24 protein-coding genes are annotated in these 26,143 nt (G+C 46.6%); 8 read left to right on the forward strand and 16 right to left on the reverse strand.

Annotation, left to right across the window (positions count from 1 at the left end):
- The first annotated feature begins 40 nt into the window (after positions 1 to 40).
- Positions 41 to 463 carry a DUF3429 domain-containing protein gene (locus KO501_RS01910; RefSeq protein ID WP_216027949.1) on the forward strand — a complete coding sequence of 141 codons (423 nt, stop codon included), beginning with the start codon at positions 41 to 43 and terminating at the stop codon, positions 461 to 463.
- A 44-nt stretch (positions 464 to 507) separates the two neighbouring features.
- Here the strand turns inward: KO501_RS01910 and KO501_RS01915 are convergent, their stop codons facing one another.
- Together KO501_RS01915 and KO501_RS01920 are read right to left on the reverse strand one after the other, a co-directional pair.
- Positions 508 to 1,968 (reverse strand): phosphomannomutase CpsG, encoded by a 1,461-nt coding sequence (locus KO501_RS01915; RefSeq protein WP_216027950.1) that lies wholly within the window; start codon positions 1,966 to 1,968, stop codon positions 508 to 510.
- Positions 1,965 to 3,386, reverse strand: a complete 1,422-nt coding sequence (locus KO501_RS01920) for a mannose-1-phosphate guanylyltransferase/mannose-6-phosphate isomerase (RefSeq protein ID WP_216027951.1) — start codon at positions 3,384 to 3,386, stop codon at positions 1,965 to 1,967. The genes KO501_RS01915 and KO501_RS01920 overlap by 4 nt, the downstream gene beginning before the upstream one ends.
- A gap of 203 nt (positions 3,387 to 3,589) precedes the next feature.
- On the opposite strand from KO501_RS01920, the gene tcdA reads away from it, so the two are divergent.
- Together tcdA and KO501_RS01930 are read left to right on the forward strand one after the other, a co-directional pair.
- Positions 3,590 to 4,375 (forward strand): tRNA cyclic N6-threonylcarbamoyladenosine(37) synthase TcdA, encoded by a 786-nt coding sequence (gene tcdA / locus KO501_RS01925; RefSeq protein ID WP_216027952.1) that lies wholly within the window; start codon positions 3,590 to 3,592, stop codon positions 4,373 to 4,375.
- Between the two features lie 65 nt (positions 4,376 to 4,440).
- On the forward strand, positions 4,441 to 4,848 hold the full coding sequence (locus tag KO501_RS01930) for a hypothetical protein (RefSeq protein ID WP_216027953.1): 408 nt from the start codon (positions 4,441 to 4,443) through the stop codon (positions 4,846 to 4,848).
- On the opposite strand, the gene KO501_RS01935 is transcribed toward KO501_RS01930, so the two are convergent.
- Entirely contained in the window at positions 4,817 to 5,335 is a 519-nt protein-coding gene (locus KO501_RS01935; protein WP_216027954.1) for a DUF2919 family protein, read from the reverse strand. The two genes, KO501_RS01930 and KO501_RS01935, sit on opposite strands and share 32 nt — an antisense overlap.
- A gap of 8 nt (positions 5,336 to 5,343) precedes the next feature.
- On the reverse strand, positions 5,344 to 5,766 hold the full coding sequence (locus KO501_RS01940; protein ID WP_216027955.1) for a GNAT family N-acetyltransferase: 423 nt from the start codon (positions 5,764 to 5,766) through the stop codon (positions 5,344 to 5,346).
- Between the two features lie 142 nt (positions 5,767 to 5,908).
- Between KO501_RS01940 and rimO the strand changes: the two genes are divergently transcribed.
- Complete coding sequence (rimO, locus tag KO501_RS01945; RefSeq protein WP_216027956.1) at positions 5,909 to 7,351, forward strand: 30S ribosomal protein S12 methylthiotransferase RimO; 1,443 nt, start codon at positions 5,909 to 5,911, stop codon at positions 7,349 to 7,351.
- Between the two features lie 43 nt (positions 7,352 to 7,394).
- Here the strand turns inward: rimO and KO501_RS01950 are convergent, their stop codons facing one another.
- The 6 genes from KO501_RS01950 to msbA are packed head-to-tail and all read right to left on the reverse strand — an operon-like array spanning position 7,395 to position 12,815.
- The gene (locus tag KO501_RS01950) at positions 7,395 to 8,402 is read right to left on the reverse strand and encodes a kelch repeat-containing protein (RefSeq protein ID WP_216027957.1); all 1,008 of its coding nucleotides are present in this window, start codon (positions 8,400 to 8,402) and stop codon (positions 7,395 to 7,397) included.
- Complete coding sequence (locus KO501_RS01955) at positions 8,396 to 9,055, reverse strand: SDR family oxidoreductase (protein ID WP_216027958.1); 660 nt, start codon at positions 9,053 to 9,055, stop codon at positions 8,396 to 8,398. Before KO501_RS01955 ends, KO501_RS01950 begins: the two co-directional genes overlap by 7 nt.
- A gap of 52 nt (positions 9,056 to 9,107) precedes the next feature.
- Positions 9,108 to 9,854, reverse strand: coding sequence for a 3-deoxy-manno-octulosonate cytidylyltransferase (kdsB, locus tag KO501_RS01960; RefSeq protein WP_216027959.1), 747 nt, complete (start codon positions 9,852 to 9,854; stop codon positions 9,108 to 9,110).
- Positions 9,854 to 10,048 carry a Trm112 family protein gene (locus tag KO501_RS01965; protein ID WP_216027960.1) on the reverse strand — a complete coding sequence of 65 codons (195 nt, stop codon included), beginning with the start codon at positions 10,046 to 10,048 and terminating at the stop codon, positions 9,854 to 9,856. Before KO501_RS01965 ends, kdsB begins: the two co-directional genes overlap by 1 nt.
- A complete protein-coding gene (lpxK, locus tag KO501_RS01970; protein WP_216027961.1) occupies positions 10,045 to 11,064 on the reverse strand; it encodes a tetraacyldisaccharide 4'-kinase in 1,020 nt (339 codons plus the stop codon). The genes KO501_RS01965 and lpxK overlap by 4 nt, the downstream gene beginning before the upstream one ends.
- Before the next feature lie 2 nt (positions 11,065 to 11,066).
- Positions 11,067 to 12,815, reverse strand: coding sequence for a lipid A export permease/ATP-binding protein MsbA (gene msbA / locus KO501_RS01975; RefSeq protein WP_216027962.1), 1,749 nt, complete (start codon positions 12,813 to 12,815; stop codon positions 11,067 to 11,069).
- Between msbA and KO501_RS01980 the strand changes: the two genes are divergently transcribed.
- Complete coding sequence (locus KO501_RS01980; protein WP_216027963.1) at positions 12,814 to 12,981, forward strand: hypothetical protein; 168 nt, start codon at positions 12,814 to 12,816, stop codon at positions 12,979 to 12,981. The two genes, msbA and KO501_RS01980, sit on opposite strands and share 2 nt — an antisense overlap.
- 1 nt (position 12,982) lies before the next feature.
- Here KO501_RS01980 and KO501_RS01985 read toward each other — a convergent pair whose 3' ends face one another.
- Positions 12,983 to 15,088, reverse strand: a complete 2,106-nt coding sequence (locus KO501_RS01985) for a DNA internalization-related competence protein ComEC/Rec2 (protein WP_216027964.1) — start codon at positions 15,086 to 15,088, stop codon at positions 12,983 to 12,985.
- Between the two features lie 148 nt (positions 15,089 to 15,236).
- On the opposite strand from KO501_RS01985, the gene KO501_RS01990 reads away from it, so the two are divergent.
- Positions 15,237 to 15,380, forward strand: a complete 144-nt coding sequence (locus KO501_RS01990) for a hypothetical protein (RefSeq protein ID WP_216027965.1) — start codon at positions 15,237 to 15,239, stop codon at positions 15,378 to 15,380.
- 17 nt (positions 15,381 to 15,397) lie between these two features.
- Entirely contained in the window at positions 15,398 to 15,928 is a 531-nt protein-coding gene (locus KO501_RS01995) for a DUF2062 domain-containing protein (protein ID WP_216027966.1), read from the forward strand.
- An 11-nt stretch (positions 15,929 to 15,939) separates the two neighbouring features.
- Here the strand turns inward: KO501_RS01995 and ligA are convergent, their stop codons facing one another.
- The 3 genes from ligA to smc are packed head-to-tail and all read right to left on the reverse strand — an operon-like array spanning position 15,940 to position 22,687.
- On the reverse strand, positions 15,940 to 17,985 hold the full coding sequence (gene ligA / locus KO501_RS02000; protein WP_216027967.1) for an NAD-dependent DNA ligase LigA: 2,046 nt from the start codon (positions 17,983 to 17,985) through the stop codon (positions 15,940 to 15,942).
- Positions 17,986 to 18,033: 48 nt separating this feature from the next.
- Positions 18,034 to 19,197, reverse strand: a complete 1,164-nt coding sequence (gene zipA / locus KO501_RS02005; RefSeq protein ID WP_216027968.1) for a cell division protein ZipA — start codon at positions 19,195 to 19,197, stop codon at positions 18,034 to 18,036.
- A gap of 19 nt (positions 19,198 to 19,216) precedes the next feature.
- Positions 19,217 to 22,687: a chromosome segregation protein SMC gene (gene smc, locus KO501_RS02010; protein ID WP_216027969.1), complete on the reverse strand. Its 3,471-nt coding sequence runs from the start codon at positions 22,685 to 22,687 to the stop codon at positions 19,217 to 19,219.
- Positions 22,688 to 22,964: 277 nt separating this feature from the next.
- Between smc and cysZ the strand changes: the two genes are divergently transcribed.
- On the forward strand, positions 22,965 to 23,708 hold the full coding sequence (gene cysZ / locus KO501_RS02015) for a sulfate transporter CysZ (protein WP_216027970.1): 744 nt from the start codon (positions 22,965 to 22,967) through the stop codon (positions 23,706 to 23,708).
- A gap of 14 nt (positions 23,709 to 23,722) precedes the next feature.
- Here the strand turns inward: cysZ and KO501_RS02020 are convergent, their stop codons facing one another.
- Both KO501_RS02020 and nlpI read right to left on the reverse strand, forming a co-directional pair.
- Positions 23,723 to 25,180 carry a sel1 repeat family protein gene (locus KO501_RS02020; protein ID WP_216027971.1) on the reverse strand — a complete coding sequence of 486 codons (1,458 nt, stop codon included), beginning with the start codon at positions 25,178 to 25,180 and terminating at the stop codon, positions 23,723 to 23,725.
- A 9-nt stretch (positions 25,181 to 25,189) separates the two neighbouring features.
- A complete protein-coding gene (nlpI, locus tag KO501_RS02025; RefSeq protein WP_216027972.1) occupies positions 25,190 to 26,080 on the reverse strand; it encodes a lipoprotein NlpI in 891 nt (296 codons plus the stop codon).
- Between the last annotated feature and the right edge of the window lie 63 nt (positions 26,081 to 26,143).

Here is a 26,143-nt window from a genome sequence, read left to right on the forward strand (position 1 = left end):
AAAATAGCGCCTTAAGGCGCTATTTTTTTTGGAGACGTATATGCCCTACTCTGTTGTCTATTTAGGTACTGCGGGCTTGATCCCGTTTATCTTACTCCCCTTGGTAGGCTCGTTAGATTGGCTACCACTGACTACAAGTGCGCGGTATTTTACCCAGTACTCTGCAGTATTATTGTCATTTTTCGGTGGTATCTACTGGTGGGATGCTCTGTCAAAGCGGGAGTACGGAGCACAATTATATATCGCCATGCTACCGACGTTGCTTGGATGGCTATGCCTGGTTCTAGCAGGCCACCCCTTTGTATTAGGGTTATTGTCTTTATGCTACCTCGGCGTGCTTTTCTACGATAAACAAAGCTTAACGCTCACCAAAGAAGAAATTGTCAGTTATATTACGTTAAGGATGGCGCTAACAACTGTGGTGGTATTAAGTCACGGTTGGATGATTATCTTATTGTTCTAAAAAAAAGCCTCTTTAAAAGAGGCTTTTTTATCCATTAATCCAGCTTATTCGTCTCGGATTAATGCCACCAGTTCAGCCGTTTTATTTTCCATTAACGCCACATCACCTTTTGATTCAACATTTAAGCGAACAACCGGCTCAGTATTCGACTTTCTTAAGTTAAACCGCCATTGGGCAAATTCATAACCAATGCCATCGGTTTTATCCACCACTAAGGCAGCCTTTTCATAGTTGGCTTTGATCCGCTCGATAGCGGCATCGGCATCGTTAAGTACACTATTTATTTCACCTGATGAAGGAAACGCACTGATACGGGTATCTACCATTTCAGATAATGGAATTGCCTGGGTGGAGACAAGTTCTGCGATGAGTAACCAAGGGATCATTCCTGAGTCGCAATAGGCAAAATCTCGAAAATAATGGTGGGCACTCATTTCACCACCATACACCGCATCTTCTTTGCGCATGCGCTCTTTAATAAAGGCATGGCCGGTTTTACACATAATAGGGGTGCCACCTGCTTTTTTGATAATGTCTTGTGTATTCCAAAAAACCCGGGGGTCATAGATAATTTTTGCTGCAGGTTCCTTATCAATGAAAGCCTGGGCTAATAAGCCCACGATGTAATAACCTTCGATAAAACGTCCGTCTGCATCGAATAGAAAACAACGGTCAAAATCACCATCCCAAGCAATACCAAAATCAGCACCATGCTTTTTCACCGCTTCTGCGGTATCAGCACGATTCTCTACCAGTAGAGGGTTTGGGATCCCATTGGGAAACTGACCGTCGGGTTGATGATGTATTTTAATAAATTCAACGGGCACATTTTGGTTATTAAAAATGGCTTCTATAGCATCAAGGGCCTTACCTGCGGCCCCATTGCCCGCATTCACCACAATTTTCAGCGGTTTTAATTTATTAACATCGATATAAGACACTACATGTTCAGCATAATCTGATAAACAATCTTGTTGTTCGTAACAGGAACTGGCTATCAAGGCCGCGGTTTTTACGTGACAATGGCCCGCAAAGAAGGCGTCATCATTAATCACTTCACCACCGGTATAATGCATAAGACGCGTGTGAACTTCGTCATCACTAAAGGTTTCGGCTGCCAACTTGATACGATTAAGTCCAGTATCACCACTAATGGGAACCGATCCCGCCTTTACCAGTTTCATACCATTATAATTAATCGGATTATGGCTGGCGGTGACTTCAACGCCCCCATCGACACCAAGATGTTTGGTGGCAAAATAAATCTCTTCTGTGCCTGTCATGCCAAGGTCAATAACCTTCGCCCCTCCGTCGATAAGACCTGCGGCTAACGCTAGCTTAAGCGGTGCTGAGGTCAATCGCACGTCGCCTCCAACCACCACAGTTTTCGCATTAAGTTCTTGAGCAAAACCACGGCCAATGCGATAGGCAACCGCTTCTGTTAACTGTATGTTCAGTTCACCACGTATATCGTACGCCTTAAAACAACTAATGGGCTGGCTCACTGTTTATCTTCCTCTTTTTTAGTTCTGCCGTAACGGTCAGAAAAACGTACAATATCGTCTTCACCTAAATAGGTACCCGACTGCACTTCGATAAGTTCCAAGGTTATTTTACCGGGGTTTTCTAACGAATGGACCTCTCCGATGGGAATATAGGTAGATTCATTTTCAGTAAGTAGCACGGTGTTTTCTCCCAGCGTAACTTTTGCGGTACCTGCTACGACCACCCAGTGCTCTGCACGGTGGTGATGCATTTGTACTGAAAGCTTTTCGCCCGGCTTCACTTTAATACGCTTTACTTGGAATCGTTGGCCGCTATCAATAGCGTCATAACTTCCCCAAGGACGGAACACTTCTCGGTGGAATTCAAACTCTGGCCGCTTTTCTTTTTTAAGCCGATTGACCACCTTCTTGATATTTTGTACTTGTTCTTTATGTGCCACCATAATGGCGTCTTTGGTTTCAACCACCACAACGTTGTCTAACCCGATAACGGCAATTAATCGCTGTTCCGCATTGACATAGCTGTTATTCACGCCTTCAAGAATGGCATCACCGACTACCACATTACCCCGGGTATCTTTTTCTGATGTTTCCCACAATGACGACCAACTGCCCACATCAGACCAATCCGCATTTAAGGGGATCATGGCCGCATTGTGTGTACGCTCCATAACGGCATAATCGATGGAATCATCTGGGCACAGTGCAAAAATATCGGCATCAACGCGAATAAAGTCTAGGTCAGAGGCTTCTGTTTCAATGGCCTTACGGCATACAGAAAGAATTTCTGGATTAAATTTCTCGAGTTCTTCGATATAGCGACTGGCCTTGAACATAAACATGCCGCTATTCCAAAAATATTTGCCAGAACTGACGTATTTTTCTGCGGTAGGTAAATCGGGTTTTTCTACGAACTCAGCCACCTCAAAACCACCGCCTTTGGTATCACCGGCTTTAATATACCCGTAGCCCGTATGGGGCTGGTCCGGCACGATACCGAATGTTACTAAACTTCCAGACTCGGCAAGTAATTCGGCTTTTTCAATAGCCTCATGAAACGCCGGTTTGTTCTTAATCAGGTGATCGGCTGCCAGCACAAGTAATACCGGGTCCTCGCCATTTTTAGTTGCATGTAAGGCCGCTAAAGCAATGGCCGGGGCCGTGTTCCGTCCTACCGGTTCAAGTAAAATGCCATCGTGGGAAATGTTATCAACCCGTAGTTGTTCCGCCACCAAAAAGCGATGAGCTTCGTTGCAGATGAAAATAGGGTTTTCGCAATCTGTTCCATTCAAACGGGAAACCGTTTCCTGCAACATGGTATGTTCTGAAGTAAGCGCAAGAAACTGCTTAGGTAATGCAGCGCGAGATTTGGGCCACAAGCGACTGCCTGATCCCCCTGCTAATATAACTGGTTTCATTGACCTTCCTGTTTGATGCTATTGTGTTTTCCTTTAATAACCAAATAGTATGCGAGTACCAAAGCGGGTTCAATCAATTAAAAACGAAATTGCTAATATTTGTCTTTGTCGCCCTTACTAGCTGGGTGTTTTACGATAGAATACCCCACCATAAGCAAGCTATCTTTTTCGATTCAAACACGGCGTAACAGTTAAAAATTATTATGAGTGAAAAACAACGTTTTGGTGGTATTACACGTTTATACGGAGAACATGGCCTTAGTCGCCTCCAACAAGCACATGTTTGCGTAATTGGCGTAGGTGGTGTGGGTTCTTGGAGCGCCGAAGCTTTGGCCCGCTCAGGAGTAGGCTCCCTCACCCTTATCGATTTAGACGATGTATGTACCACGAATATCAACCGTCAAATTCATGCCCTAGATAGCACGGTAGGTGAACCCAAAGTCGCCGTACTTAAAGAGCGAGTACAGCAAATTAATCCTCAATGTAATGTTACCATTATTGAAGATTTTGTTACCCCGGATAACGTGCGAGACTACATCAACCCCCAGTTTGATAGTGTGGTGGAGGCCACTGACAGCGTAAAGGCCAAGGCCGCCATTATCGCTTGCTGTAAGCGCAACAAACAACATATCGTGACCATCGGCGGCGCTGGCGGTCAAATAGATCCGACGTTAATTACCCGAGGCGATCTGGCAAAGACCATACAAGATCCTCTTGCCGCCAAGGTGCGTAGCGAACTACGTCGTTTTTACAACTTTACGAAAAACCCTAAACGACGCTTTGGTGTGGAATGTATTTATTCCACAGAACAACTTCGTTATCCTCAACCTGATGGCAGTGTCTGTTTTAACAAGTCAGCTTTAGAGGGCGGCACTAAACTCGATTGTGCGGGGGGATTTGGTGCCGTGGTAACTGTCACCGCCACCTTTGGCATGTTCGCCGCAGCGTCAGTGGTAAATCGACTATCCACATGTCGTGAAAACGCGTAATATTTAGTTATTAACCTATTTGCTGATGTGCGTAACATTGGTAAAACAATAATAAGGAGTCACCCATGGAACAGACTGAATTATCCACACTGATGACAGAATGTGCCAATGATGCGATTAAAACGGCAAGTGAAGAATTTAATGTAGAGTTAGACTCTTCACCCTCGAGTATTGCGTTAGTGGATGACATCCTGCTGCTTTTTCTAGATAAGTACCAAGATAATGCCCTAGAAGACAGTTCGGTATTTACCATCTGTAATATATACGGCGCTTACATCGGCGAGTGTTATCGTCAAGTGGCAGGCGGCCAGTGGCGCTATGATGAGTCAAACCCCGACGCCCCCTTTGTGGTTCTTGATGTAGGAGAACGCTCCTATGCATTTGCCGGAATTTGCTACGAAAGATTAGTCAATGACAGTAGCATCAGTGTTGCCAACTACTTTAACCAAGCCTTGTCTCATCAGCGTCAGTAGCGTTGTGAAGTGCTGAATGGGTTTGGTCTCGATGACACCAGTCTTTAACCATAAAAGACAGGTGTCGACTGCGTACCACGCTAACTAACAAAACCACATTGAGCAACAAAAAAACGGCTGGGGTCCAGTGAAACTCCCACCACTCTCGCGCCATGGTAGAAAGTTGCGCGCCGATGCTGCTTATGATGCCCACATAAAGCAAGGGTTTTATTGCCCACCGCCATCGATAACACCCTTTATTCCACAATCGAGAACGATTGCCCAAAAACAACAACACGACTAAAAACGGTAAGGTTGCCAGTAAGCGACTGCCTAACACCGCTTTGTCTGGATACAGAATCGACAGCAACTGAGACGTTTGCCCCATACTCGCGAGTGAAAATATCAGCGCCAACCAATCTGTGCATAACAACAAAAGTAAGGTATATAACCACCGTGGCGGCATAATACGACCTTTGTGATCGTAACAATGCAGTGGCAACAACATGTTTACCATTACAGGTTTAGCGCAAAATGATGACTGGTAATATCGAAGTTGTGACGAAGATAGAAGCGATGAGCGGCAAACCGCTGTACCCCAGAATCTAGGTGAACCGAGGCGCATCCCCGCTCTTTAGCTAACTTGATCACGGTATCAAGCAATAGATGACCAGCCCCTTTGCTCTGGGCGTCGGCCACCGTGACTAAATCATCAATGTAGATATGTTTACCCCAAGCTAATTTTTCTTTGGTCACAAATCCACATACGGCCACGGCTTGTCCAGCATCAACAACGGCAAGCATTTCATAGCCATCGGCCATTTGTCGCCTGATTTGTTTGCGTATTGCATCTTCGGATAACGCCGTTCTCAATTCTGCCATAACAGGCAAGATCTTTTCGAGGGCAATACCTGTTTCACCGACCACATAAATATTCATTTCATCTCTCTTTGCTTAACGCCGTGGATTTCGTGTCAGAATTTATCAACCAAGATAATAACAGTAACCTAGAAAAGTTACATGCAGCACAGTGGTACATTAATGATATAATCCCGTCATTAACGTTTTACTTCCAAGCATTATGACCGTAGAAAAATTTATTCCCAATAACACCACCACATTAGAAACGCCAGTGAAGGTACTCGATGCCCAATCACGGCAGGCCGCAGCGCAGTCAAAGACAGCCAACAATGCCCGCATCGGCTTCATCAGCTTAGGCTGCCCGAAAAACCTGGTGGACTCAGAGCGCATCCTCACCCAATTACGAACAGAAGGTTACGATGTAGTACCAACTTATAACGATGCAGATCTGGTTATCGTTAACACCTGTGGGTTTATTGATTCGGCGGTACAAGAATCCTTAGACACCATCGGAGAGGCGTTAAATGAAAACGGTAAGGTCATCGTCACCGGCTGTCTTGGGATCAAAGAAGACGAAATTCGTGAAGTTCACCCGAATGTGCTGGCAATAACCGGTCCTCATGCCTATGAAACCGTAGTAGAGCAAGTCCATAGCCATCTACCTAAGCCGGCGCATAATCCCTTTGAACACTTGGTTCCCGATCACGGTATTAAACTGACACCACGGCACTATGCCTACCTGAAAATATCAGAAGGTTGTAATCATCGTTGTACGTTTTGCATTATTCCTTCCATGCGCGGTGACCTCGTCAGCCGGCCTGTCGGCGAAATATTAGATGAAGCTCAACGGTTGAAAAATGCCGGCGTCAGCGAACTACTGGTCATTTCTCAAGACACCAGTGCCTATGGCGTGGATATAAAACACCGTACAGGGTTTTGGAATGGCGTACCGGTAAAAGCCCATATGCAGCAATTGTGCGAAAAGTTGGGCGAGTTGGATATGTGGGTGCGATTACACTATGTCTATCCCTACCCCCATGTTGATGATCTCATTCCACTTATGAACGAAGGTCGCCTACTCCCTTATTTGGATATTCCCTTCCAACATGCCAATAAACGTATCCTTAAGCTAATGAAACGTCCTGGCAGTGCTGAACGCACCATCGAGCGTATTAAAGCATGGCGGGAAACCTGTCCTGAATTGATCATTCGCTCGACATTTATTGTCGGCTTTCCTGGTGAAACCGATGAAGAATTCGAGGAACTACTTACTTTTATCCGCGAAGCCCAGTTAGATAGAGTCGGTTGCTTTACCTATAGCCCTGTTGAAGGTGCCAAGGCTAACGCATTGCCGGATCCCGTTGCCGAAGACGTAAAGCAAGCGCGATTGGCGCGGTTTATGGAAGTGCAAGGTGAAATTAGCGCCCAACGTCTAAAGCAGCGCATTGGCAAAGAATACCTAGTGGTAATCGACAGCGTTGATAGCGAAGGCGCGGTAGGTCGAACCTACGCCGACGCGCCTGAAGTCGATGGCGTTGTCCATCTCAATGGGGTCTTTGATGTCTCGCCCGGGGAACGGGTTTGGGCCGAAATCATTCATGCCGATGAACATGATATCTGGGGAGTATTAAGCCCAGAAGAAGAGCAATCCGTTACTCCCTAGCAAATAAAAAACCGGGCGTGTATCTAAAAAGCACGCCCGCCATCTATGGATTTAAAACCAGTTTACTAACCGTATTACGGGTGTCATTGGCTCCCGCTTCGCCAGCGCCGCCAATTAACCACATAGCGCCATCAAATGTCACCACACCTAATCCATGGCGGGGGATGGGCATAACAGAGACATCACGCCAACGTTTTCGTTTTATTTCATAGCGCCAGACTTTAGAAAAGACACCACTACCTGATTTTGCAAAATACTCACCACCAAACACGTAGATGCTATCACCATAGCGAGCACAACCGATGCCGCCAGCGGCAACAGGAAGGGGTTTAGCTTCGATCCACTCATCTTCAACTGGGTCGAAGATATCATGTGCCCCGGTGTTACCCTGTTCTACTGTGCGCCCCCCTATAACGTGCCATTTACCGGCAATCACCACACTGCAGGCACTATTTCTTGCTGAGGGCAAGGGCGCAGCTGTTTGCCAAATCCCTGCCGTGGTGTCAAATACGCCATGCCAGTCAGAGTCGAGGTGATGACGCCAAGAAAAATTATCAGATTTAGTGGTTCTACCACCGGCAAGATGCACATCGCCCATGATTACCGCCGCAATGGTTTCAGATAATTTAACTGGCATGGAGCTGTGTGCATGCCATGTCTGGCTGACTTCATCGAAGAGGTAGACTTGGGCAGAATTAGCCCAAGAACCTTGCGCAGAGGCAGTGAAACCACCGAAGGCCCATAACTGAGCCCCCGTTGATACCAGCATGACGTGATGGGCGGCAACAGGAAAAGGAGGGAGGGTCTCCCACGTTGTGGCCCCCTTTTTAAGGCGGTAAACAGCGTTTGACACCCGAAATTCACTGTTTTGATCTTGTAGTCCGCCCACAACATAAATGGCGTCGTTGTGCACCGTAGGATAAATCTCTTGGACAGGCGCAGGTAATGAAGGACCAATAGACCAGTGATAAGTGTCCTTTCCCAAACTCGGTAAGGACACACAAAGTAACACACACCACAGCCCAAACTGCTGAACTAACCTGTTTACCAAGGCAGGACGTCTCCGTTGCTATGGAAAAATTGCCCGGTGGTTTCCAAGGTTAATTCATCTAACCGTTGCACCAGGCCTGAAGCCGCCTGTTCTGGTGTAATATCACCTGCATTGTTGACCATCTCTGTTTGCACAAAACCTGGATGGAGCAAAGCCACGGCAATGCCTTTTGCTTTAAGATCGTGGGCCAAAGACACACCAGCTGCATTTAATGCCGCCTTTGACATGCGGTAGCCGTAATAACCGCCGGAACCATTGTCTGTCATCGAGCCCATTCTGCTGGTCATTAGACCAATTTTTCCGCCTTCAGACAGATTCGATAATAGAATTTGTGTCACTAACAATGGCCCCAGCGCATTCACCCTAAATTGGTAATCGATGGTAGCAGGTTCCCAGTCCCTAATTGATTCGTTACCGAGTACTCCAGCATTATTAATGAGCCAATCTATGGGCACATCTTTTAGGGGCTGTAACGCTTTTTCTAAACTTTCCGGTTTGGACACATCGACGCCAGAGATCACCGTAGCATTCGTACTGTTTAAAGCATCAGAGCTATTTCGACATGTCACATAGACATTGTAATTACGGGCCAAAAGCGCGCTCACTAGCGCCAAGCCAATGCCGCGATTACCGCCGGTGATAACTACATTCATTTGCCTCTCCTTGCTAAAAGTCTTTAAATCTTGCCCCATATTTAAACCCGCATCAGGACGATGATATTAAGCGCTGTAAGTCTTCCGGGGTGTCGATACCGATAGGAGGGGGAGCTACAGCTTCATCAACATGAATAATATCGCCATACCACAGCGCACGTAGTTGCTCTAATGATTCGATATGCTCCAGGGCCGAGGGAGCATAGTGAACGTATTGAGACACATAAGCGGCTTTGTATGCGTACAATCCAATATGACGTAAATAACAACTTGGATCAGCTTTGCTGGGGTCAGTCATCATTGTTGCACGCTGAAAAGGAATGGGGGAACGTGAAAAATATAACGCTTCTTTTCGTGCATTAACCACCACCTTAACCGCATTTGGGTTAAGAACTTCTTCCATGTCGGTAATGGGCGTTGCTAGCGTCGCGATGGCAATGCGATCATCCTTTGCCAAGTTCAATGCGACCTGACGGATGTTCTGAGCCGGCACAAAAGGCTCATCCCCTTGCACATTCACCACCACCGTATCATCGGCAATATGTAAGGTAGAAATCACTTCTGATAACCTTTCTGTACCAGATTCGTGTGTCGCAGCGGTGAGGGCGACTTCTGCATGGTGTTCTGCCACTGACGCTATTCGTTTATCGTCGGTGGCGACAATAATGCGCTCGGCGCCAGCTTCTTGCGCTCTGGCAACCACGTGGGTGATCATCGGTTGCCCTTGGATATCAGCCAGCGGTTTTCCCGGGAAACGGGATGAGCCATAGCGGGCCGGAATAATCACGGTAAAGGCCATTATCTTGATGCTTCCAGTTCTTCCAACGACAATGTGGTCGCTTTAGATTCAATAAGCACCGGGATCCCTTCTTCAATGGCAAAATTAAGGCGGTCAAACCGACACAGCAAACTCTTTTTATCTTTTGACAGCACCAACTTGCCTTTACACACAGGACAGGCCAGTACATCTAGCAGTTTAATATCAAAGCTCATAGGTGATCCTTTTTAAAAGCGATATCAGCAGCGGATAACCGCGTATCGATAAACGTATAAAATGAAGGTGGAAGCTGGGCATCAACCGGTAAATACCAACAGTCATGATGGGCTAGCGGCGCCACTTTTACTGCGTCTTTCTCAGTCATTAAAACCGTACGAGTTGGAATGTCAGCAGCACTAAATACATGATGGTCTGGAAAAACGAAGGTGTCATCTAACACCAACCCCATGGACGACAAATGGCTAAAAAACCGTTGGGGGTTGCCTATTCCAGCTAACGCTACGGCGGATTTTTTATCATTAAAATAACCGACATCTACGCGCTCGCCACTTTTTAGATTAACGAACTGATTGCCTTTTAGTGCCATTTGATACACTGGACAAGCACGTTGAGTGATGGCCGGTGACAGCGCTGACTTGTCGCCGTTAATAATGATTCCGTGCACCGTATCTAATCGCCACAGCCCCTCTCTTAGGGGCCCCATTGGTAATAGGTGGCCATTACCTACACCACGATTATCCATCACCACCAGTTCAACATCTCGGTGTAACCCATAGTGCTGTAATCCGTCATCACACACAATCACATCACAGCCTAATACATGAGCTAAATGGTCGGCCCCTCTTGCCCTTTTGGGGTCGATGACAACCGGTACGTCAGTACGCGCAGCTATCAGTTTAGGCTCATCCCCGACCTCGTCTGGACGATTGCTAGCTTGTACATGATGAGGAAAGTGAGTCTGGCTACCGCCAAAACCTCGGCTAAGCACACCGACGGCAATACCCTGGCTTTTAAAGTATTCCACCAACGCGATCACCACTGGGGTTTTGCCATTGCCGCCTACGGTAATATTCCCCACCACAATAGTAAACGCCGGCCCTTGGTGGCGCTTTTTGATACCCACTCGATACAGCCAACGGCGTATACAACTTAACAAGCCGAACAACAAGGTCAGTGGCCACAGCAACCATACCCGTTTATCACTGGTGTACCACATTTTGTCTATATGCATGACTATGCAGGCTCACCAAATTGCAAGGCATGTAATGAAGCATAATGGCCCCGCTTAGCCAGCAATTCATCATGTCGACCTTGTTCTAAAATCTGACCTTGATCGATCACGATAATCTCGTCAGCTTTTTCAATGGTTGATAATCGATGGGCCACCACTATGGACGTACAAGACTGTTGCAGCTTCTCAAGCGCATCTTGAATAAGCTTTTCTGATTCGGTATCTAACGCCGAGGTTGCTTCATCTAAAATAAGCACTGGCGCGCGCGCTAAAATTGCCCGTGCAATTGCAATTCGTTGTCGTTGACCACCGGACAACATCAAACCATTTTCACCGATGACAGTATCAAGGCCATGGTCGAGCATATCCACAAATTCCGTCACATGGGCCATTTCAGCTGCTTGTATAATGTCTGCTTTGCTTACTTTTTCGGTCACGCCGTAGGCGATGTTGTTGGCAATGGTATCGTTAAACAAAGTCACGTGCTGCGAGACCGTGGCAAATTGCTTACGCAACGAACGCAGCTCGACCTCGTTAATGTTAGTCCCATCTAGTGAAATAACGCCTTGTTGGGGCATATAAAAACGGGTAATTAACGATGAAATAGTCGACTTACCACTGCCAGATTTACCCACAAGGGCGATGGTTTGGCCCGGCTTCGCCTCAAATGACACATGGGTAAGCGCAGGGCGCTCTTTGCCCGGGTAAGTAAATGTCACATCATCAAACACAATATGGCCACTGGCTCGTGCGATCTGCTTATCACCGGTGTTAACTTCGATATCTTCATCTAACACAGCGAAAATACTGTTGCAGGCCGCCATTCCCCGTTGATATTCGTTATTCACCGTGGTCAATTGTTTTAATGGTTTAAGTAGCATTACCATATAAAAAACCACACTGATGAAGGTGCCCGGCGTCAGGCTAGCCATAATGGACGGTAGACTGGCCATGAATAAAACCACAGCAAGGGCAATGGAGGCGATGACCTGAATCGAAGACACACTTAAAATTTGTGTCACCGCCAGTTTCATCGTTTGCTGACGGTTATGATTATTTTTACGGGCAAATCGGTCCCGTTCATAATCTTGTCCACCAAACATCAAGATCACTTTATGGCCTTTCACCGCCTGCTCCACGGCCGCAGTGACATTGCCCATAGACTGCTGAATATTACGGCTGACTTTTCTAAAACGTTTACTGACCACCGCAACAATAATGGCGACCAAAGGACCAATAATTAAGAAAATTAACGACAATTGCCAAGATTGATAAAGCATGACGACCAACAAACCAATAACAAACGCCCCTTCCCTCACTAGGGTCAGTAGCGCTTTACTGGCAGCGTTAGCAACTTGCTCAGTGTCATAGGTGACCTTACTGATGAGCGCCCCTACGGCTTGCTGATCATGAAACGACACCGGTAAATGAATATACTTTTCAAATAACTGCTGGCGCATGGTCATTACCACTTTTGCACCAATCCAATTTAGGGTGTAAGTCCCCATAAAATTAAACACACCCCGTAAAATAAACAAGGGCACAATGGCAATGGCCGCCATACGAAGAAAATCGGTGTCGCCATTACCCAAAGAATCATCAATGAGTGGCTTAAGGTTTGAAATAACGAAGGTGTCGAGGGCGGAATACCCAATCATGCCAATAACGGCGATGAAAAATTCAACTTTATATTTCCGAAGATAACTAAAGAAACGGCGATTATTACTCGCATTCGGATCGGATTTTTGCATGAACTATAATCACTTATTTAGAACTCGAGAGTATTGTACTTGGAATTTAGAAAATTCCCACCTTCACAGGACAAACAATGAGTTTCTTCCCATTAACAAGCTTAAATGGGTTGATATTGTGGTAATTCAATATGCCGATGCCACGGTTGATGTGCCCAACCCCTAGTTTATTCCGGCATCCCGTAACCTGATGGACGATACCAACGGCCGTCGTACCAGCGTTGATGCCAACCGGCCCCTTGGCTATACATCTCAATCTCAGCCCCATCAAAAGTAAAGCGCACGTAGCCATGCTTAGCCGTGTTAATGAGTTTGCTGCCTGTTTGTTCATAGCGTTTTACCACCTGATCATGTGGCAGTCGCCATCGATGATAATAGCCGGTGGAAAACACGGTAAAATCAGGCGCTACCGCCTCGATAAATGCACGGCTTGATGACGTACTACTGCCATGATGTGGTGCGATCAATAGCTGAGCCTGTATAGGTGCAGAGGCATACAACAATTCATATTCCACCGCTTTAGGAATGTCCCCTGGAAACAGCACGGTATTGTGCCCGTCTGATACAGTAAATACACAAGAAAAACCATTACCATCTGTACGATTAAGGGCTTTGGGCCAATACATTTGAAAGGTCAGGCCTTGCCATGCAAACCCCTGACCTTGGGTACAGCCGCTAGTATTTGTTAACAACTCAGGTGACCAACCGTTTACAGACACCCCCTCCTGCAAAGCGCTCGCTACGCCTCCGGCATGATCGTCATCACCGTGGGTTATTATGATCCGTGCGAGGGTGTTGATACCCAATCTAGGCAGCGCTGGCTTTATAATACGGGTGTAGGCATCGCTATATTCATAAGAAGGCCCGGTATCCACTAATATGCCCCGCTCACCTTTGCTCACTATCATTCCATTACCCTGCCCTACATCGAAGATATGTACATGCCAGTTTCTCGTAGAGGGTGGCACCACATAGGTCAAGGTTGGCAACAATAAGGTTAGGCAGCATCGCCATCGATAAGGAAAGGGCGGCAACCAAAGCAACATCATGGCGATGAAAAAGCACCCAATACTGCTGGCTGAAAAAGGTAACCCTTCGTAGGACAACATAAAAGGTTGGACCCACGTTAACACCTCAATAAGTGCGCTAAGGCCTGCATCGGCCCAATCAAGTAATGGGTTAGTGGTTCGGTAGACCGCGCATATCAGCAAACCGCATAAACCCACGGGCACAAGCAGTGTTACCCAAGGAATAGCCAACAGATTAACCGGTGCGACCAACAGCGAGGCATTATCGAAAAACAAGGCGGTAATAGGGATGAGCACTAACGACATGGCCAACTGGAGTTTGCCAACATACCAGCACTTCCCCAACAGGGTTTCTGTAGGCTTTTTTAATCGCCAAGTGATAAAAATAAGCAGTGCCACTGCGCCAGCACTTAAATAAAAGCTAGAACCAAACACACTAAAAGGAAATATCACAATACAAAGCAACACCATTACCACATAGCGCTGTAAATAGGTCCAATGACGGTGGCTTAACCATAATGCTGAAAGGAGACCAAGTCCTATCCATGCTCGGGTAACAGGAACTTGCCAATTGGCCAGCGTGGCGTAAACCCCACTTAAACTTAATGCCAGAAAAAGCACCAAAGGGTGCATATTAAGGTGATTAAAATGGGTTTGACTGAGTCGTACAATCGCTGCAACGCAAAGGGCTGAGAACAGTGAAGACCACATGGCGACCATCCCCACGTGCATGCCTGAGATGGAAAACAAGTGGGCGGTGCCCGTTACCCTTAAACGTGCCCAGTCTTCTAAATGGAAATACTGACGATTACCCGTTAACAATGCCACTAAATAACGGGAATACCCCAACTGGATTAATCGTTGTGACCACAGATAATGCCAACTACGGGCAGGAGAAAGCAAACGACTAGCATCAGATTTGACCACCTGTCCGGTTAAGGTGATCCGTTTAGCGACCAACATACTGCGTTTATCGCTGGCGGGGTTTACCAAGGTACTGGCCGGTTTTAGCCTAGTTTGAAATTGTACCCTTTGATGAAGTTGAAAACGCCCTATCCCATTATCAATATACAACCATGCATTACCATTAAAGGCATCGCCATCGAGCGCATCCACAGCTAAAAGTACTTGTTGATGAGCCTCATAGGGGCGAATTTCGACAATTCGACCCGTAAGTATGACATCTTGTTGAATTTTGGATTCTGGGAGTTGCCAACCTAAGTGCCAATGCCCTACACTTGCCATCCAAATCATTCCAGAGAGCATCCCGCTAAATAAACATAAAACGAACATAGTATGTTCGGGTTTAACGTGATAAGCCGCCCTTGGCAATCTGTTCCAGACAAAGCGGCGTACCAATGAGCAGACCACTTTATTTATCGAAGGGATGTGGATGACAGCAACGACTATTGCCGACATAATAAGCCAACTAGAGCCTGGAAGTTCCGGCCACCATCTGGCTGATATAGCGGTAACACAGAACGCGCTCATATACGCCATGGAGTACTGCTTCATGTTGTTGTTTTCATTCGTTTAATGTGAAATTAACTGTTTATGCCAAGAAAATTTATACGTCGATTTTTGCCTGACCATCAAACGATCAAACGCAACAAAGCGCTACGGATCTTTGGCACGGTTTTACATGAACCTAACCTATGGCATCTTAATCGCCGCTCAGCCGCAAACGCTTTTGGAATTGGCTTATTTTTCGCCTTCTGGCCTGTGCCTTTTCAAATGTGGTTGTCCGCCGCCACGGCCATTCCCTTTCGTGCTAACCTCCCTCTTTCAGTGGCGACAGTATGGATAACCAACCCCTTTACCATGCCCCCTATTTTCTATGGCGCATACAAGGTTGGTACCACTGTACTTGGCACTCAACCCCAGCATTTTGAACTGCAATTTAGTTGGCATTGGGTTATCGAAAGTATCAGCACCATCGGGCCGGCCTTTCTGGTGGGATGTGCTATTTGTTCTGTGGTTTCGGGTTTAACCGGCTACTTTGGTTTGAACTGGTTATGGCGGTTTTCAGTGGTGAAATCCTGGCGGGCAAGAAAAGAAGCCCGTCAACAACGGGCTAAAAAATAGCGTTTTAGTCGTTACCCTGGGTATACGCCGTGGTCAGTCAGCACGGTGATAAGTTTATCCTCATCCCATACATCCACATCCAAAGACTGGGCTTTTGTGAGTTTTGAACCGGCTTTGTCGCCGGCCACCAGAAAGTCCGTTTTTGCAGAAACCGAGCCGGTCACCTTCGCGCCAAGTTGTTGCAGCAGCGCTTTTGCATCTCCCCGGCCCATTGTTGACAACGTTCCCGTTAGCACGCAGGTCTGCCCCTCTAAAGGCAAATCATCCACCACAACAGGTTTAACCGTTGGCCAGTGCACGCCGGCTTCCAACAAGGCATCAATAATTTCACGGTTGTGAGGCTCGTGGAGGAAATTAAAAATGTGATTGGCGACAATCTCACCCACATCTTCGACCTCTTTGAGTGCCTCAATACTGGCATGTTGCAAGCTATCAATATCACCAAAGTGCAACGCTAAATTGCTGGCGGTGGCCTCTCCGACCTCACGGATCCCTAATGCATATAAAAAGCGTGCAAATGTAGTTTCTGTGGATTGTGCCAATGATTTAAGTAAATTAGACGCAGACTTTTCTGCCATACGCTCTAATTGAATAAGTCCACTGAGATCTAAATGAAAAAAATCCGCCGGACTTTTCACCAACTCGGCATCCACCAATTGTTCGACTAATTTATCGCCTAAACCATCAATATCTAGCGCTTTACGAGACGCAAAATGCTTCAAGGCCTGTTTGCGCTGGGCACCACACACCAAACCGCCAGTACATCGTGCTACGGCTTCTTCGGCAAGTTTCTCAACCTTTGACCCACAAATTGGACACTGAGTAGGAAAAACCACCTGTTTGGCATCCTCTGGGCGCCTTTCTGTCACAACAGAGACAACTTGGGGGATCACATCGCCTGCTCGACGCACCACCACTGTATCGCCAATACGAACCCCCAGCCGTTGAATTTCATCCTGATTGTGTAAGGTGGCATTGGACACCGTCACGCCACCGACAAAGATGGGCTCTAAACGCGCTACCGGTGTAATCGCGCCGGTACGTCCGACTTGAAATTCAACATCGAGCAATCGCGTAATTTCTTCTTGGGCTGGAAACTTGTGGGCAATGGCCCACCGTGGCGCCCGTGCAACAAACCCAAGCGCTTGCTGCAACGCAATCGCATCCACTTTAAATACCACCCCATCGATATCGTAAGCCAGATCATCACGAGCATTGAGTATTTGGTGATAATAATCGAGGCAACCCTTAGCCCCCTGAGCCACGGAAATGTCAGGGCAAATGGGTAATCCCCACTGTGATAATGTATGCAAACGATCACTGTGACTTGCTGCCAAACTAAAGCTTTCTGGGTAGACCACGCCCAATGAATAGGCGTAAAACATCAGTGGACGTTTTGCCGTAATGCGGCTATCTAATTGACGTAAACTGCCCGCAGCAGCATTTCGAGGATTAGCAAAAACCTTGTCGCCTTTTTGTTTTTGTTTTTCATTCAGGGCAGCAAAGCCTGCTTTTGGCATAAACACTTCACCGCGCACCTCAATTCGCTCTGGCAAATCATCGCCTCGCAACCGCAAAGGGACATTGCCAATGGTCTTGACGTTCTGGGTAATATTTTCCCCTACTTGGCCATCGCCACGGGTGGCCGCGCGCACCAACACACCGTTTTCATATAAAATACTTACCGCCAGCCCGTCTAATTTGGGCTCACAACTATACATTAAGGGGCGGGTGTCTTTTAGTCTGTCTGTTACCCGCTTTTCAAAGGCAAACATAGCGGCTTCATCAAAGGCATTGTCCAGCGACAACATTGGCACGTCGTGGGTCACTTGAGTAAATGCAGATAACGGCTGACCGCCTACTTTTTGTGTTGGCGAGTCGGCAGAACGTAATGCGGGATAATCAGCCTCTAACTGTTGTAATTCCTTGAATAAACGGTCGTATTCGGCGTCCGGTACACTGGGAGAATCCTGAACATAATATTGATAGTTGTACTCGCTGATCGTATCGCGCAAAAACGCAATACGGTCGGTAACAGATGAGTTCTCTGACGACATAAATTTCTCTAAACAATGTGGCAGCCGTCAATTGACGGCGATAAAGGATTAATGACGGGCAATCATTCTTTTGCGCTCAAACTCGCGGATTTTTTCCATGTATTGTTGTAGACCTTGCTTGGTCAATACACTGCGGCGGCCATCGAGAATGCTACCGTTAAATTCGTCTGCTATTTTACGGGCCGCGTTGTGCATCATGTTAAAGACCTGATGCGCATCGCCTTCGATAGGTAGGATCATAAATAAAGATACGCCTTGGGTGGAAAAATTTTCAAGGTTATCAATATCGAAAACACCCGGTTTAAACATATTGGCTAAACTGAATAAAACCGGTCCTTTGCCATTGGAATTTACATGGCGGTGAAATATATCCTGATCGCCGAACTTAAAGCCTAAAGTAAGTAACAAGGGTAACAGTGAAGCACCGGATATAGGGGCATCGTCTTGGGCTTTGACGTTGATAACCAACACTTCCTGCTCTTGCTCTGCATGGTTTGCAGAAGCGGACGACGAAGGGCTCACTGGTGCTTTGGAGGTTGAGTCATCAAAGTTAATATTCATTTGATCGTCGCCAATTTTAGGTTCTTGACGACGTTTTATCGTACTGCGTTTCTTTGTCTTACGGGTTTCTTTTGATGTCGGGGTATCCGTACCACTGGTGCTAACTTCAGGACTATCTAAGCTAAATCCATCGTCATCAGCGGCAGATGTTGTGCGATCTTCTTTTTTAATTAAAAATTCAGGGGGTTTTGGAATTGGCTCGCTACCATGGACGTCTTCGGTTGTGCCCCGAGAAGCTTGTAAATGGGGTTTAGGGTTGGTGATCACCGAACCATATAATTTCACCGGTTCTGGCTCTGGCGCAGGTGTCACTAGCGTCTCATCGTCATCCATCGACGAATGCGTATTGTCACTTTGCCCTTGGCTATCAGCATGCACGTCTTGATCCTCGGCATCACTGTTAGCTTCATCAGCGCTGACGGGGCTGGCAGCGGACGACACCACTCGTACTTTACCTAAACCAAGATCATCATAATCGTCATGGGACTCGTCGTCATCTTGCGTTGCCACCTGTTGTTCCCAATCCCGAGGCTCTATACGTTGTTTTTTACCGGATTGGCTGGATTTGCGTATTTTCCAAATCCCGTGTGCCAACACTGCAAGAATAAAACACGTACCTAAAATAAGGAGTGATAGTCGTAGCTCATCCATTTTGTTTTTTCGCCCTTTGTTATGCTTCTACGAAGGCCATGGCCTCATCCACATCCACTGCAACCATTCGTGATACACCCGGTTCTGCCATTGTTACGCCAGTTAGGTGGGTTGCCATTTCCATCGCTATTTTATTGTGGGTGATATAAATAAATTGTACCGAATCAGACATTTCTGACACCAGATTACAGAAACGTCCCACGTTTGCATCATCCAGCGGCGCATCCACTTCGTCAAGTAAACAAAATGGCGCAGGATTCAGCCTAAAAATCGCAAACACCAATGATAAAGCGGTTAAGGCTTTTTCTCCACCGCTTAACAGGTGAATTGTACTATTTTTCTTGCCCGGTGGCCGTGCCATGATGGTGACGCCGGTTTCCAGTAAATCGTCATCGGTAAGCGCTAAATAGGCTGAGCCTCCACCGAAAACTTTCGGAAACAGTGTTTTTAATCCCTCGTTCACCTTCTCGAAGGTGTTAGCAAAACGTTGACGGGTTTCTTTATCAATTTTTCGAATTGCTCCTTGTAACGTATCAAGGGCATCGGTGAGATCAGTAAATTGTGTATCAAGGTGGGCTTTTCGTTCTGCCTGCGTGTCGTACTCTTCCACTGCGGCCAAATTCACCGCCCCTAATCGACTGATGGCTGCGGTAGTCTTTTCTAGCGTTTGCTGCCAGCGTTGTTCATCCGCCCCTTCTTCGAGCGTAGGAAGCAATGCTTTGAGGGTTTGCCCAGTTTCCGTTAATTGTTCAAGAACCGAAGCGGCTCTTACTTTCGTCCCTTCTATCTCAATATTTAGGCTATCTATTTTCCCTTGGCGTTGTTGAATTTGACCAAGAATGCCTTGTTGCCCCTTCTGGGCTTCGCTAAGTAATGCGTCAATTTCGGTTAACTTAGCTTGGTTAGTCAGCCGTTTTTCTTCTAGCGCTTCTCGCTCAAGCAGCAAAGCCTGCAACTGCGCTTCGCTTAACGCCTTTGGTTGGCTAAGTGTTTGCTTTTCTTTATTTAAATCACTAATTCGCTGTTCGTAATCGGCTAGCTGCTCTTGGTTACGCGTAACCTGTTGTTGGTACATAGCTAGCTGGCTTTGCTGTTGTTGCAAAGTTAACTGTAATTCATGCACCCTGGATTTGTGTTGATCGATGGTGTGCCGGCTGTGCTTAACGTTGGCATCTAAGGATTCACGGGTGGAGGCACTTTCTTGTTCTGCTTCTTCGGCATACATCAGGGCCTCTTCCTGTTCTTCTAACTGGGCTGAAGTCAGCGAAAGTTGCGCATCCTCGTCGGCTAATTGTTGTTGGTATTTTTCAATTTCGCTGTCTAGCTTACGACGACGGGCTTCGGCGGCATCCCATTGCTGTTGTAGTAGCCCATGTTGATGGGACAATTTATCTTTATTATTAATTACCTGCATACGTTGTTGACGGGCATTATCACGGCGCAATTTTGCTTGATTAACACGTTCAGATGCTTCTTCACGTTGTTCTCGAAGCCGCTGAACCTCATCACTTAATTGGCCGATATGGGTGTCAAGCTGGGCAATTTTAGCTAAACGAGCAATGGCGCCATCACTATTTTGTGTCGCCATTCCTTGTATAAAACCCGCTTCACTTATCCATTCACCCGTTTCGGTTATCACAGCAAAACAGGTTGGATTACGTTGCAATAGTTGCTGGGCCTGTTTTACATCTTCGGCTACCAAGATGCGGTTTAAAAAAGTGGGAATAAAATCACCGTCGAGACAGGCGGCCACCGAACCTTCGGTGGGTGCCTTATTGTCTGACATGGGCAATATACGCCGCCCTGTTGGAAGATATTCCCTTGAGGCCACCAAGGTTTCCAGTGAATATTCTTTTGCCACCACAGGGTTTAATAACCAATAGGTTAGGTGTTCGAACAAGGGTTCAAAGCCAGGTTTAACTTTTATCGCCTGCCAAAATGCCATCACGCCTTCAGGTAAGGTAGCGGCTTCGGTTTCGGCATCTTCCTGCAACGCCATCAGCGCTGCGTGTTTAGACTCGGCCTGCTGTAATTCTCGCTGTTTTTGGGAATACCCTGCATCGGCGACATTGTATTTTTCCCGCAGTGATACCACCGCGTCTTCAGCCAAGGCCAATTCATCTTCTGTGATGGCGACTTTTTCAGCAGCCATGGCTATCTCGTCTAAAAGCGCTGTACATTGCTGCTTTAACGTCTCTATATGGCTTTCGCCCGCCTCTTGTCGTAATTCACTTAACCGCTCAGTGGTACGCAGTTGCATTTGCGTCACCGATTGTATTTTACTGTGCAGGTGTTGTACTTGTTGCTTAAGGCCAAGATATTGTCGCTCTTGTTCCCGGCGCTGATGAGTAAACGCTCTTAGGGTGTTTTCCGCATGCTCATTGTGCTCATACGCTTGTTCTAAGGCGGCTTCTTGGATCGCTAATTGGGGTTCGACAGTGGCAAGTTTATTCTGCGCACCTGCTAGCGCCTTGTTGCCTTCTTCCAATGACGTTAGAAGAAGGGCTTTTCGAGCTGACAGATCATCGAGTTCTTTTGTCAGTTGCTTTTCACGTTGCTGGCTATGTAACGCATCTTGTTCCAACCGGGTGATTTGATTGGACACAGAAAACAACTGTTGCTGCAAATCTTCGAGCAATAATTTACAACTTTGCCCTTGGCTTCGGTACTTTTCGATGCCGGCTTCATCCCCTCGCTGCTGGGATACTAATTCGTCTATTTCGTGTTGAATTTGCGCCCGATCATTTTCCAGTTGGGTTATTTTGCCACTGTGCTTCAGGTAGCGGATCACCGACAATTCGCTTTTTAATTGTCGCTCTCGGGCTTTAAGTTCTTTGTAGCGCTGGGCCGCTACCGCTTGGCGCTGCAATTTTTCAAGCTGACGACCAAGCTCACCTCTTACATCGTCTAATCGTTCAAGGTTATCTTGGGTATGACGAATACGATTTTCGGTTTCCCGGCGTCTTTCTTTGTATTTAGAGATCCCCGCCGCTTCCTCGATGAAAACCCGTAGTTCCTGAGGTTTAGATTCAATTAAACGGGAAATCATTCCTTGTTCGATGATGGCGTAGCTACGCGGGCCTAATCCCGTGCCTAAAAACAAATCCGTGACATCCCGGCGCCGGCATTTGGTTCCATTGAGGTAATAAAAGGATTGGGCGTCTCGGGTAACCAAGCGTTTTACTGACAATTCTGCGTAATTAGCAAACTCGCCACCAATGCGCCCCGACGTATTATCAAAAATAAGCTCTACACTGCACTGACCCACTGGTTTGCGGGCAGAGGAGCCATTGAAAATCACATCAGTCATGGCATCACCACGAAGGTTTTTAGCCGAACTTTCCCCTAGCACCCAACGTACAGCGTCAATAACGTTAGATTTTCCGCAGCCATTAGGGCCCACAACGGCGGTCATCTCACCCACAAAAGGAATGGTGGTGGGATCCACAAACGATTTAAAGCCCGCCAGCTTAATGGATTTTAAACGCATGGCACTGACCTCGGCTTTATTGCCACAGCAAAAAGGCGATCCAATGGAAAAGCGTGGAGGCGTTTAGAGTTATTTTTATTTACCACAGATGTCAGCGCTAAAAAATGGCCATGATTATTGCCACGACTCTACCAAAACTCACACAGTGTAACAATTGTGTTTTCATCAACAGGTTCACTCAAAGTATACTTTCACAGTATGGTAAACTCTCCCCTTATCATTTTGGGGCATTGCCATCTAAATTTGTCCTTTTTGTATACAGCATCGTGGAGCACTAATGCAAAGTAAATCTGGCCTGAGTTATTTCCTGTCAGGATTTAGTCTCATTACAATCAAAGGCATAAAACGGTTTGTTTTTATTCCCTTAGCAGTGAATATTCTGCTGTTTTCTGTCGCATTCTATTTTCTCTATGGCGAAATAGCCCTGGGAATTGACTGGTTAATGTCACTGATACCCGCATGGCTCGACTGGCTTAAGAGGGTACTGAGTTTCTTTTTGTGGCCCCTCGCCGTTATCACGGTATTGCTGGTATTTGCCCTTATCTTCGGCACCTTAGCTAATTGGATAGCCGCGCCATTTAATGGCATTTTATCAGAGAAACTTGAACGACATTTAACTGGCCAGGAAATTGGCGATGAAAGCCTGATGTCACTACTCAAAGATGTCCCGCGTATGTTAGGGCGTGAATTTTCCAAATTTGCCTGGTATGTACCCCGCGCCCTCTTTTTCCTTGTCTTGTTTTTACTTATCCCCGTTATCGGTCAGGTACTGTGGTTTATGTTCAATGCGTGGATGATGGCCATACAATATTGTGATTACCCTTACGATAATCATAAGGTACCGTTTAAAACCATGCGTTCTCATTTAGAAATGCATAAAGGCAAGTGTTTTTCTTTTGGCGTGGGCGTTAGCCTTTTTTCGTTGATCCCGCTGGTTAACTTTATTGTTATGCCCGTGGCCATATGTGGCGCTACCGCGATGTGGGTTGATCAGCTAAAACCAGATTTAGAAAAAAGATAAGGCCAGCTACCGGGTTAATTAAAAAGATATGAGGATGAAGCGACGCCTTGTGCGTCGCGAAATGCTTCGTAACGGGTTAACCATTCTTTCGCTTTTGTGGTTTGCCCTGCTTTTTGAAAGGCTTGAAATAGATTCATAAAAACCGGCCTTTGGGTTTTGGGATCTGCCAGTTGTTGTCGCCACAGTGCAAGATAAATAGGGGGAATATCGCCACTGTCGTGGTGTTCAAGAAAGGTGATATGTCCTGACGGTTTATACGCTCTTATTTCACTACGGGCACAAGTTTGCGCAGGCCAGATCCCAACCCCAGGCTGCAGGGTTTGCCAATTTTGTAAGGTAGACAACGGGGCATAACTAATCTTGCCATCGAAAATAAGGTTTGGCGCTTCTGGCGCACCGCAATAACGTTTTGCTGCTTCCTTGCCCAAAGCATACTCATCGACGAAACCCGCAAAATGCGCTAATTCGTGCACAAATACCGAATAGGCATCAGTAAGATCTAGAAACATCACCCCATTGTTTACATTAGCCTTGCCTAGTTCACCCACCACCACGGCATGGGTTAGCCCACGCTTTCTCACCGCGGTGGCCAAGGGACGTACGTCACAATCTAGCCGCCCTGCACCATTATTTTCAGCGTCACATTTTAAGCTGTCTGGCGTTAACCAAACTGGACGATCAATACACATGGGAAGAGATTGTAAACGCCGATCTTTTTCGTAATTGGTGACCAACTCATCGGCTTTTACCAAGGTGGCTAAGCTAGATGCAAACACGCCAATTTTTTGATGACACTGGGCGTTATTACGGGATATAGCAGGCACACTAGTGGCCTTATACTGAGTGTATGATGAAAGTACATGCTGAACTTTTTGGGCGATATCAAGACCGGCATCAGCAGCTTGAGAAATCCACTTTCTTGCGGCGTCTTTCTTACCTTCGTCCCACAACATACGACCGTATTGAAAGGCACTTTGAGGGTAATCATTCGCAGTGACACGAAACCAAGGTAAGGCTTTTTCAGCAGCACCGTTTAATAAATACCAATCGGCTAACGCAGCTTGACCCGGCAAGTATCCCTGTTCGGCAGAACGCTTAAGCCATTTCTCTCTTTCTACGGGGTCGTCAGTTGTGAAGGCATATTGCATTTGTGCTTCTGGTACATTACCAATGGCTGCAAGACGCATTAATTTTTTGTCTGACATGGCCGCATCGGTGGACTTATACAGTGCCCAAGCCGCATCAGCATTATCCAAAGAAACCAATTTATTTAACCAGTATTCGGACTGTGTTATCGACGCAAATGCCACTAATCTATCTTGGGCTTGCTGACTGCCTTTTTGAGCTGCTAGCCACAGTAAGGGCGCAGGATCATCAGCACTACCCGCATTGCGTAACAGTTGCGGGATGTACCGCCCTGAATCCGAACCAACTAGCAAAAGCGCTAGCAGCGCAACGAATAATCCTCGCATAGGATAGGATTATTGCTCGTCGCCGGACGGAGTTCTTAATCTATTGAGCTCTATTCGTGCATAGCGATGCTCGATGTAATCATACACGTTGGTGCTGAGCGCTAATTTGAAATAGTTTGATGCAATACCTTTATTGCCAAGAGCACTGTGATATTTACCTAAATAAAAGTAGGCTTCACACAGACGGTCTGTCAGTGCCGATTGGCTAGACACCCCTTCAATAAGGGAGTTAAGCAAATCGTTCTCCGAAGCAGTACCTAAGAATAAATCCACCAGTTTCACGGCCCAATGGTCGCTATTGAGGGTGGGTTTCACTGACAGTAAATACGCCTGTGCATCAACTTCATCAATGTCTGCTTTCGCAAAGTAGGTCCACAGTACACGGAAAGGATCAGATTCATCCTTGGTTTGGAAGGTGGAAAGATCAGCTACGGCTAAATCTGCCCGTCCGCCATAGTACAATGCGATGCCTCGATTCAAAAACGCAAAATCGTAGTCCGAGTCAATATCCAAAGTAGAATCAAATGCTTCATATGCCTGAATGAAGTTCATTTGCTGAACAAAATGAATACCAATGGAATTATAAACTTCCGCCATATCGGGCTTAAGTTGCAATGCCTGGGTATAATCGAATTGAGCCAGGCCGGCCAGCCCTACACTGTCGTATAACATCCCCCGTTGATACAATAATTCTGCCCTGTCTTCATCGGGTATGGAGCCATTGGTTAACACTTGATTGTAACGGGCAATGGCCATTTGCGAGCGAGGATTTACCGGCGCAGGTTCGGCAAGTAGTAAGTTACCCATTTCCGCTTTTTGTTCCACCTGAGGAGTACTTGCGCATCCTACAATTGAAACTGAAATGAGAGAAAAAAAAGTGAGACTAATGAAGTTTCGCATGTTAAAAATGATATCACTCGCTATGAAATAGTTGGCAAGAAAAGGCACTGTCCACTTGGACAG

Origin of the sequence: Alteromonas sp. C1M14, assembly GCF_018860965.1 — a bacterium.
Lineage (GTDB): Bacteria > Pseudomonadota > Gammaproteobacteria > Enterobacterales > Alteromonadaceae > Alteromonas.

Bases quoted from the DNA above. Each gene is read 5' to 3' on its own strand.
- KO501_RS01910 (WP_216027949.1), top strand. From the start codon at position 41: ATGCCCTACTCTGTTGTCTATTTAGGTACTGCGGGCTTGATCCCGTTT.
- KO501_RS01920 (WP_216027951.1), bottom strand. From the start codon at position 3,386: ATGAAACCAGTTATATTAGCAGGGGGATCAGGCAGTCGCTTGTGGCCC.
- tcdA (WP_216027952.1), top strand. From the start codon at position 3,590: ATGAGTGAAAAACAACGTTTTGGTGGTATTACACGTTTATACGGAGAA.
- KO501_RS01930 (WP_216027953.1), top strand. From the start codon at position 4,441: ATGGAACAGACTGAATTATCCACACTGATGACAGAATGTGCCAATGAT.
- KO501_RS01935 (WP_216027954.1), bottom strand. From the start codon at position 5,335: ATGTTGTTGCCACTGCATTGTTACGATCACAAAGGTCGTATTATGCCG.
- KO501_RS01940 (WP_216027955.1), bottom strand. From the start codon at position 5,766: ATGAATATTTATGTGGTCGGTGAAACAGGTATTGCCCTCGAAAAGATC.
- rimO (WP_216027956.1), top strand. From the start codon at position 5,909: ATGACCGTAGAAAAATTTATTCCCAATAACACCACCACATTAGAAACG.
- KO501_RS01955 (WP_216027958.1), bottom strand. From the start codon at position 9,055: ATGAATGTAGTTATCACCGGCGGTAATCGCGGCATTGGCTTGGCGCTA.
- kdsB (WP_216027959.1), bottom strand. From the start codon at position 9,854: ATGGCCTTTACCGTGATTATTCCGGCCCGCTATGGCTCATCCCGTTTC.
- KO501_RS01965 (WP_216027960.1), bottom strand. From the start codon at position 10,048: ATGAGCTTTGATATTAAACTGCTAGATGTACTGGCCTGTCCTGTGTGT.
- lpxK (WP_216027961.1), bottom strand. From the start codon at position 11,064: ATGCATATAGACAAAATGTGGTACACCAGTGATAAACGGGTATGGTTG.
- KO501_RS01980 (WP_216027963.1), top strand. From the start codon at position 12,814: ATGAACTATAATCACTTATTTAGAACTCGAGAGTATTGTACTTGGAAT.
- msbA (WP_216027962.1), bottom strand. From the start codon at position 12,815: ATGCAAAAATCCGATCCGAATGCGAGTAATAATCGCCGTTTCTTTAGT.
- KO501_RS01985 (WP_216027964.1), bottom strand. From the start codon at position 15,088: ATGGCAAGTGTAGGGCATTGGCACTTAGGTTGGCAACTCCCAGAATCC.
- KO501_RS01990 (WP_216027965.1), top strand. From the start codon at position 15,237: ATGACAGCAACGACTATTGCCGACATAATAAGCCAACTAGAGCCTGGA.
- KO501_RS01995 (WP_216027966.1), top strand. From the start codon at position 15,398: ATGCCAAGAAAATTTATACGTCGATTTTTGCCTGACCATCAAACGATC.
- ligA (WP_216027967.1), bottom strand. From the start codon at position 17,985: ATGTCGTCAGAGAACTCATCTGTTACCGACCGTATTGCGTTTTTGCGC.
- zipA (WP_216027968.1), bottom strand. From the start codon at position 19,197: ATGGATGAGCTACGACTATCACTCCTTATTTTAGGTACGTGTTTTATT.
- smc (WP_216027969.1), bottom strand. From the start codon at position 22,687: ATGCGTTTAAAATCCATTAAGCTGGCGGGCTTTAAATCGTTTGTGGAT.
- cysZ (WP_216027970.1), top strand. From the start codon at position 22,965: ATGCAAAGTAAATCTGGCCTGAGTTATTTCCTGTCAGGATTTAGTCTC.
- KO501_RS02020 (WP_216027971.1), bottom strand. From the start codon at position 25,180: ATGCGAGGATTATTCGTTGCGCTGCTAGCGCTTTTGCTAGTTGGTTCG.
- nlpI (WP_216027972.1), bottom strand. From the start codon at position 26,080: ATGCGAAACTTCATTAGTCTCACTTTTTTTTCTCTCATTTCAGTTTCA.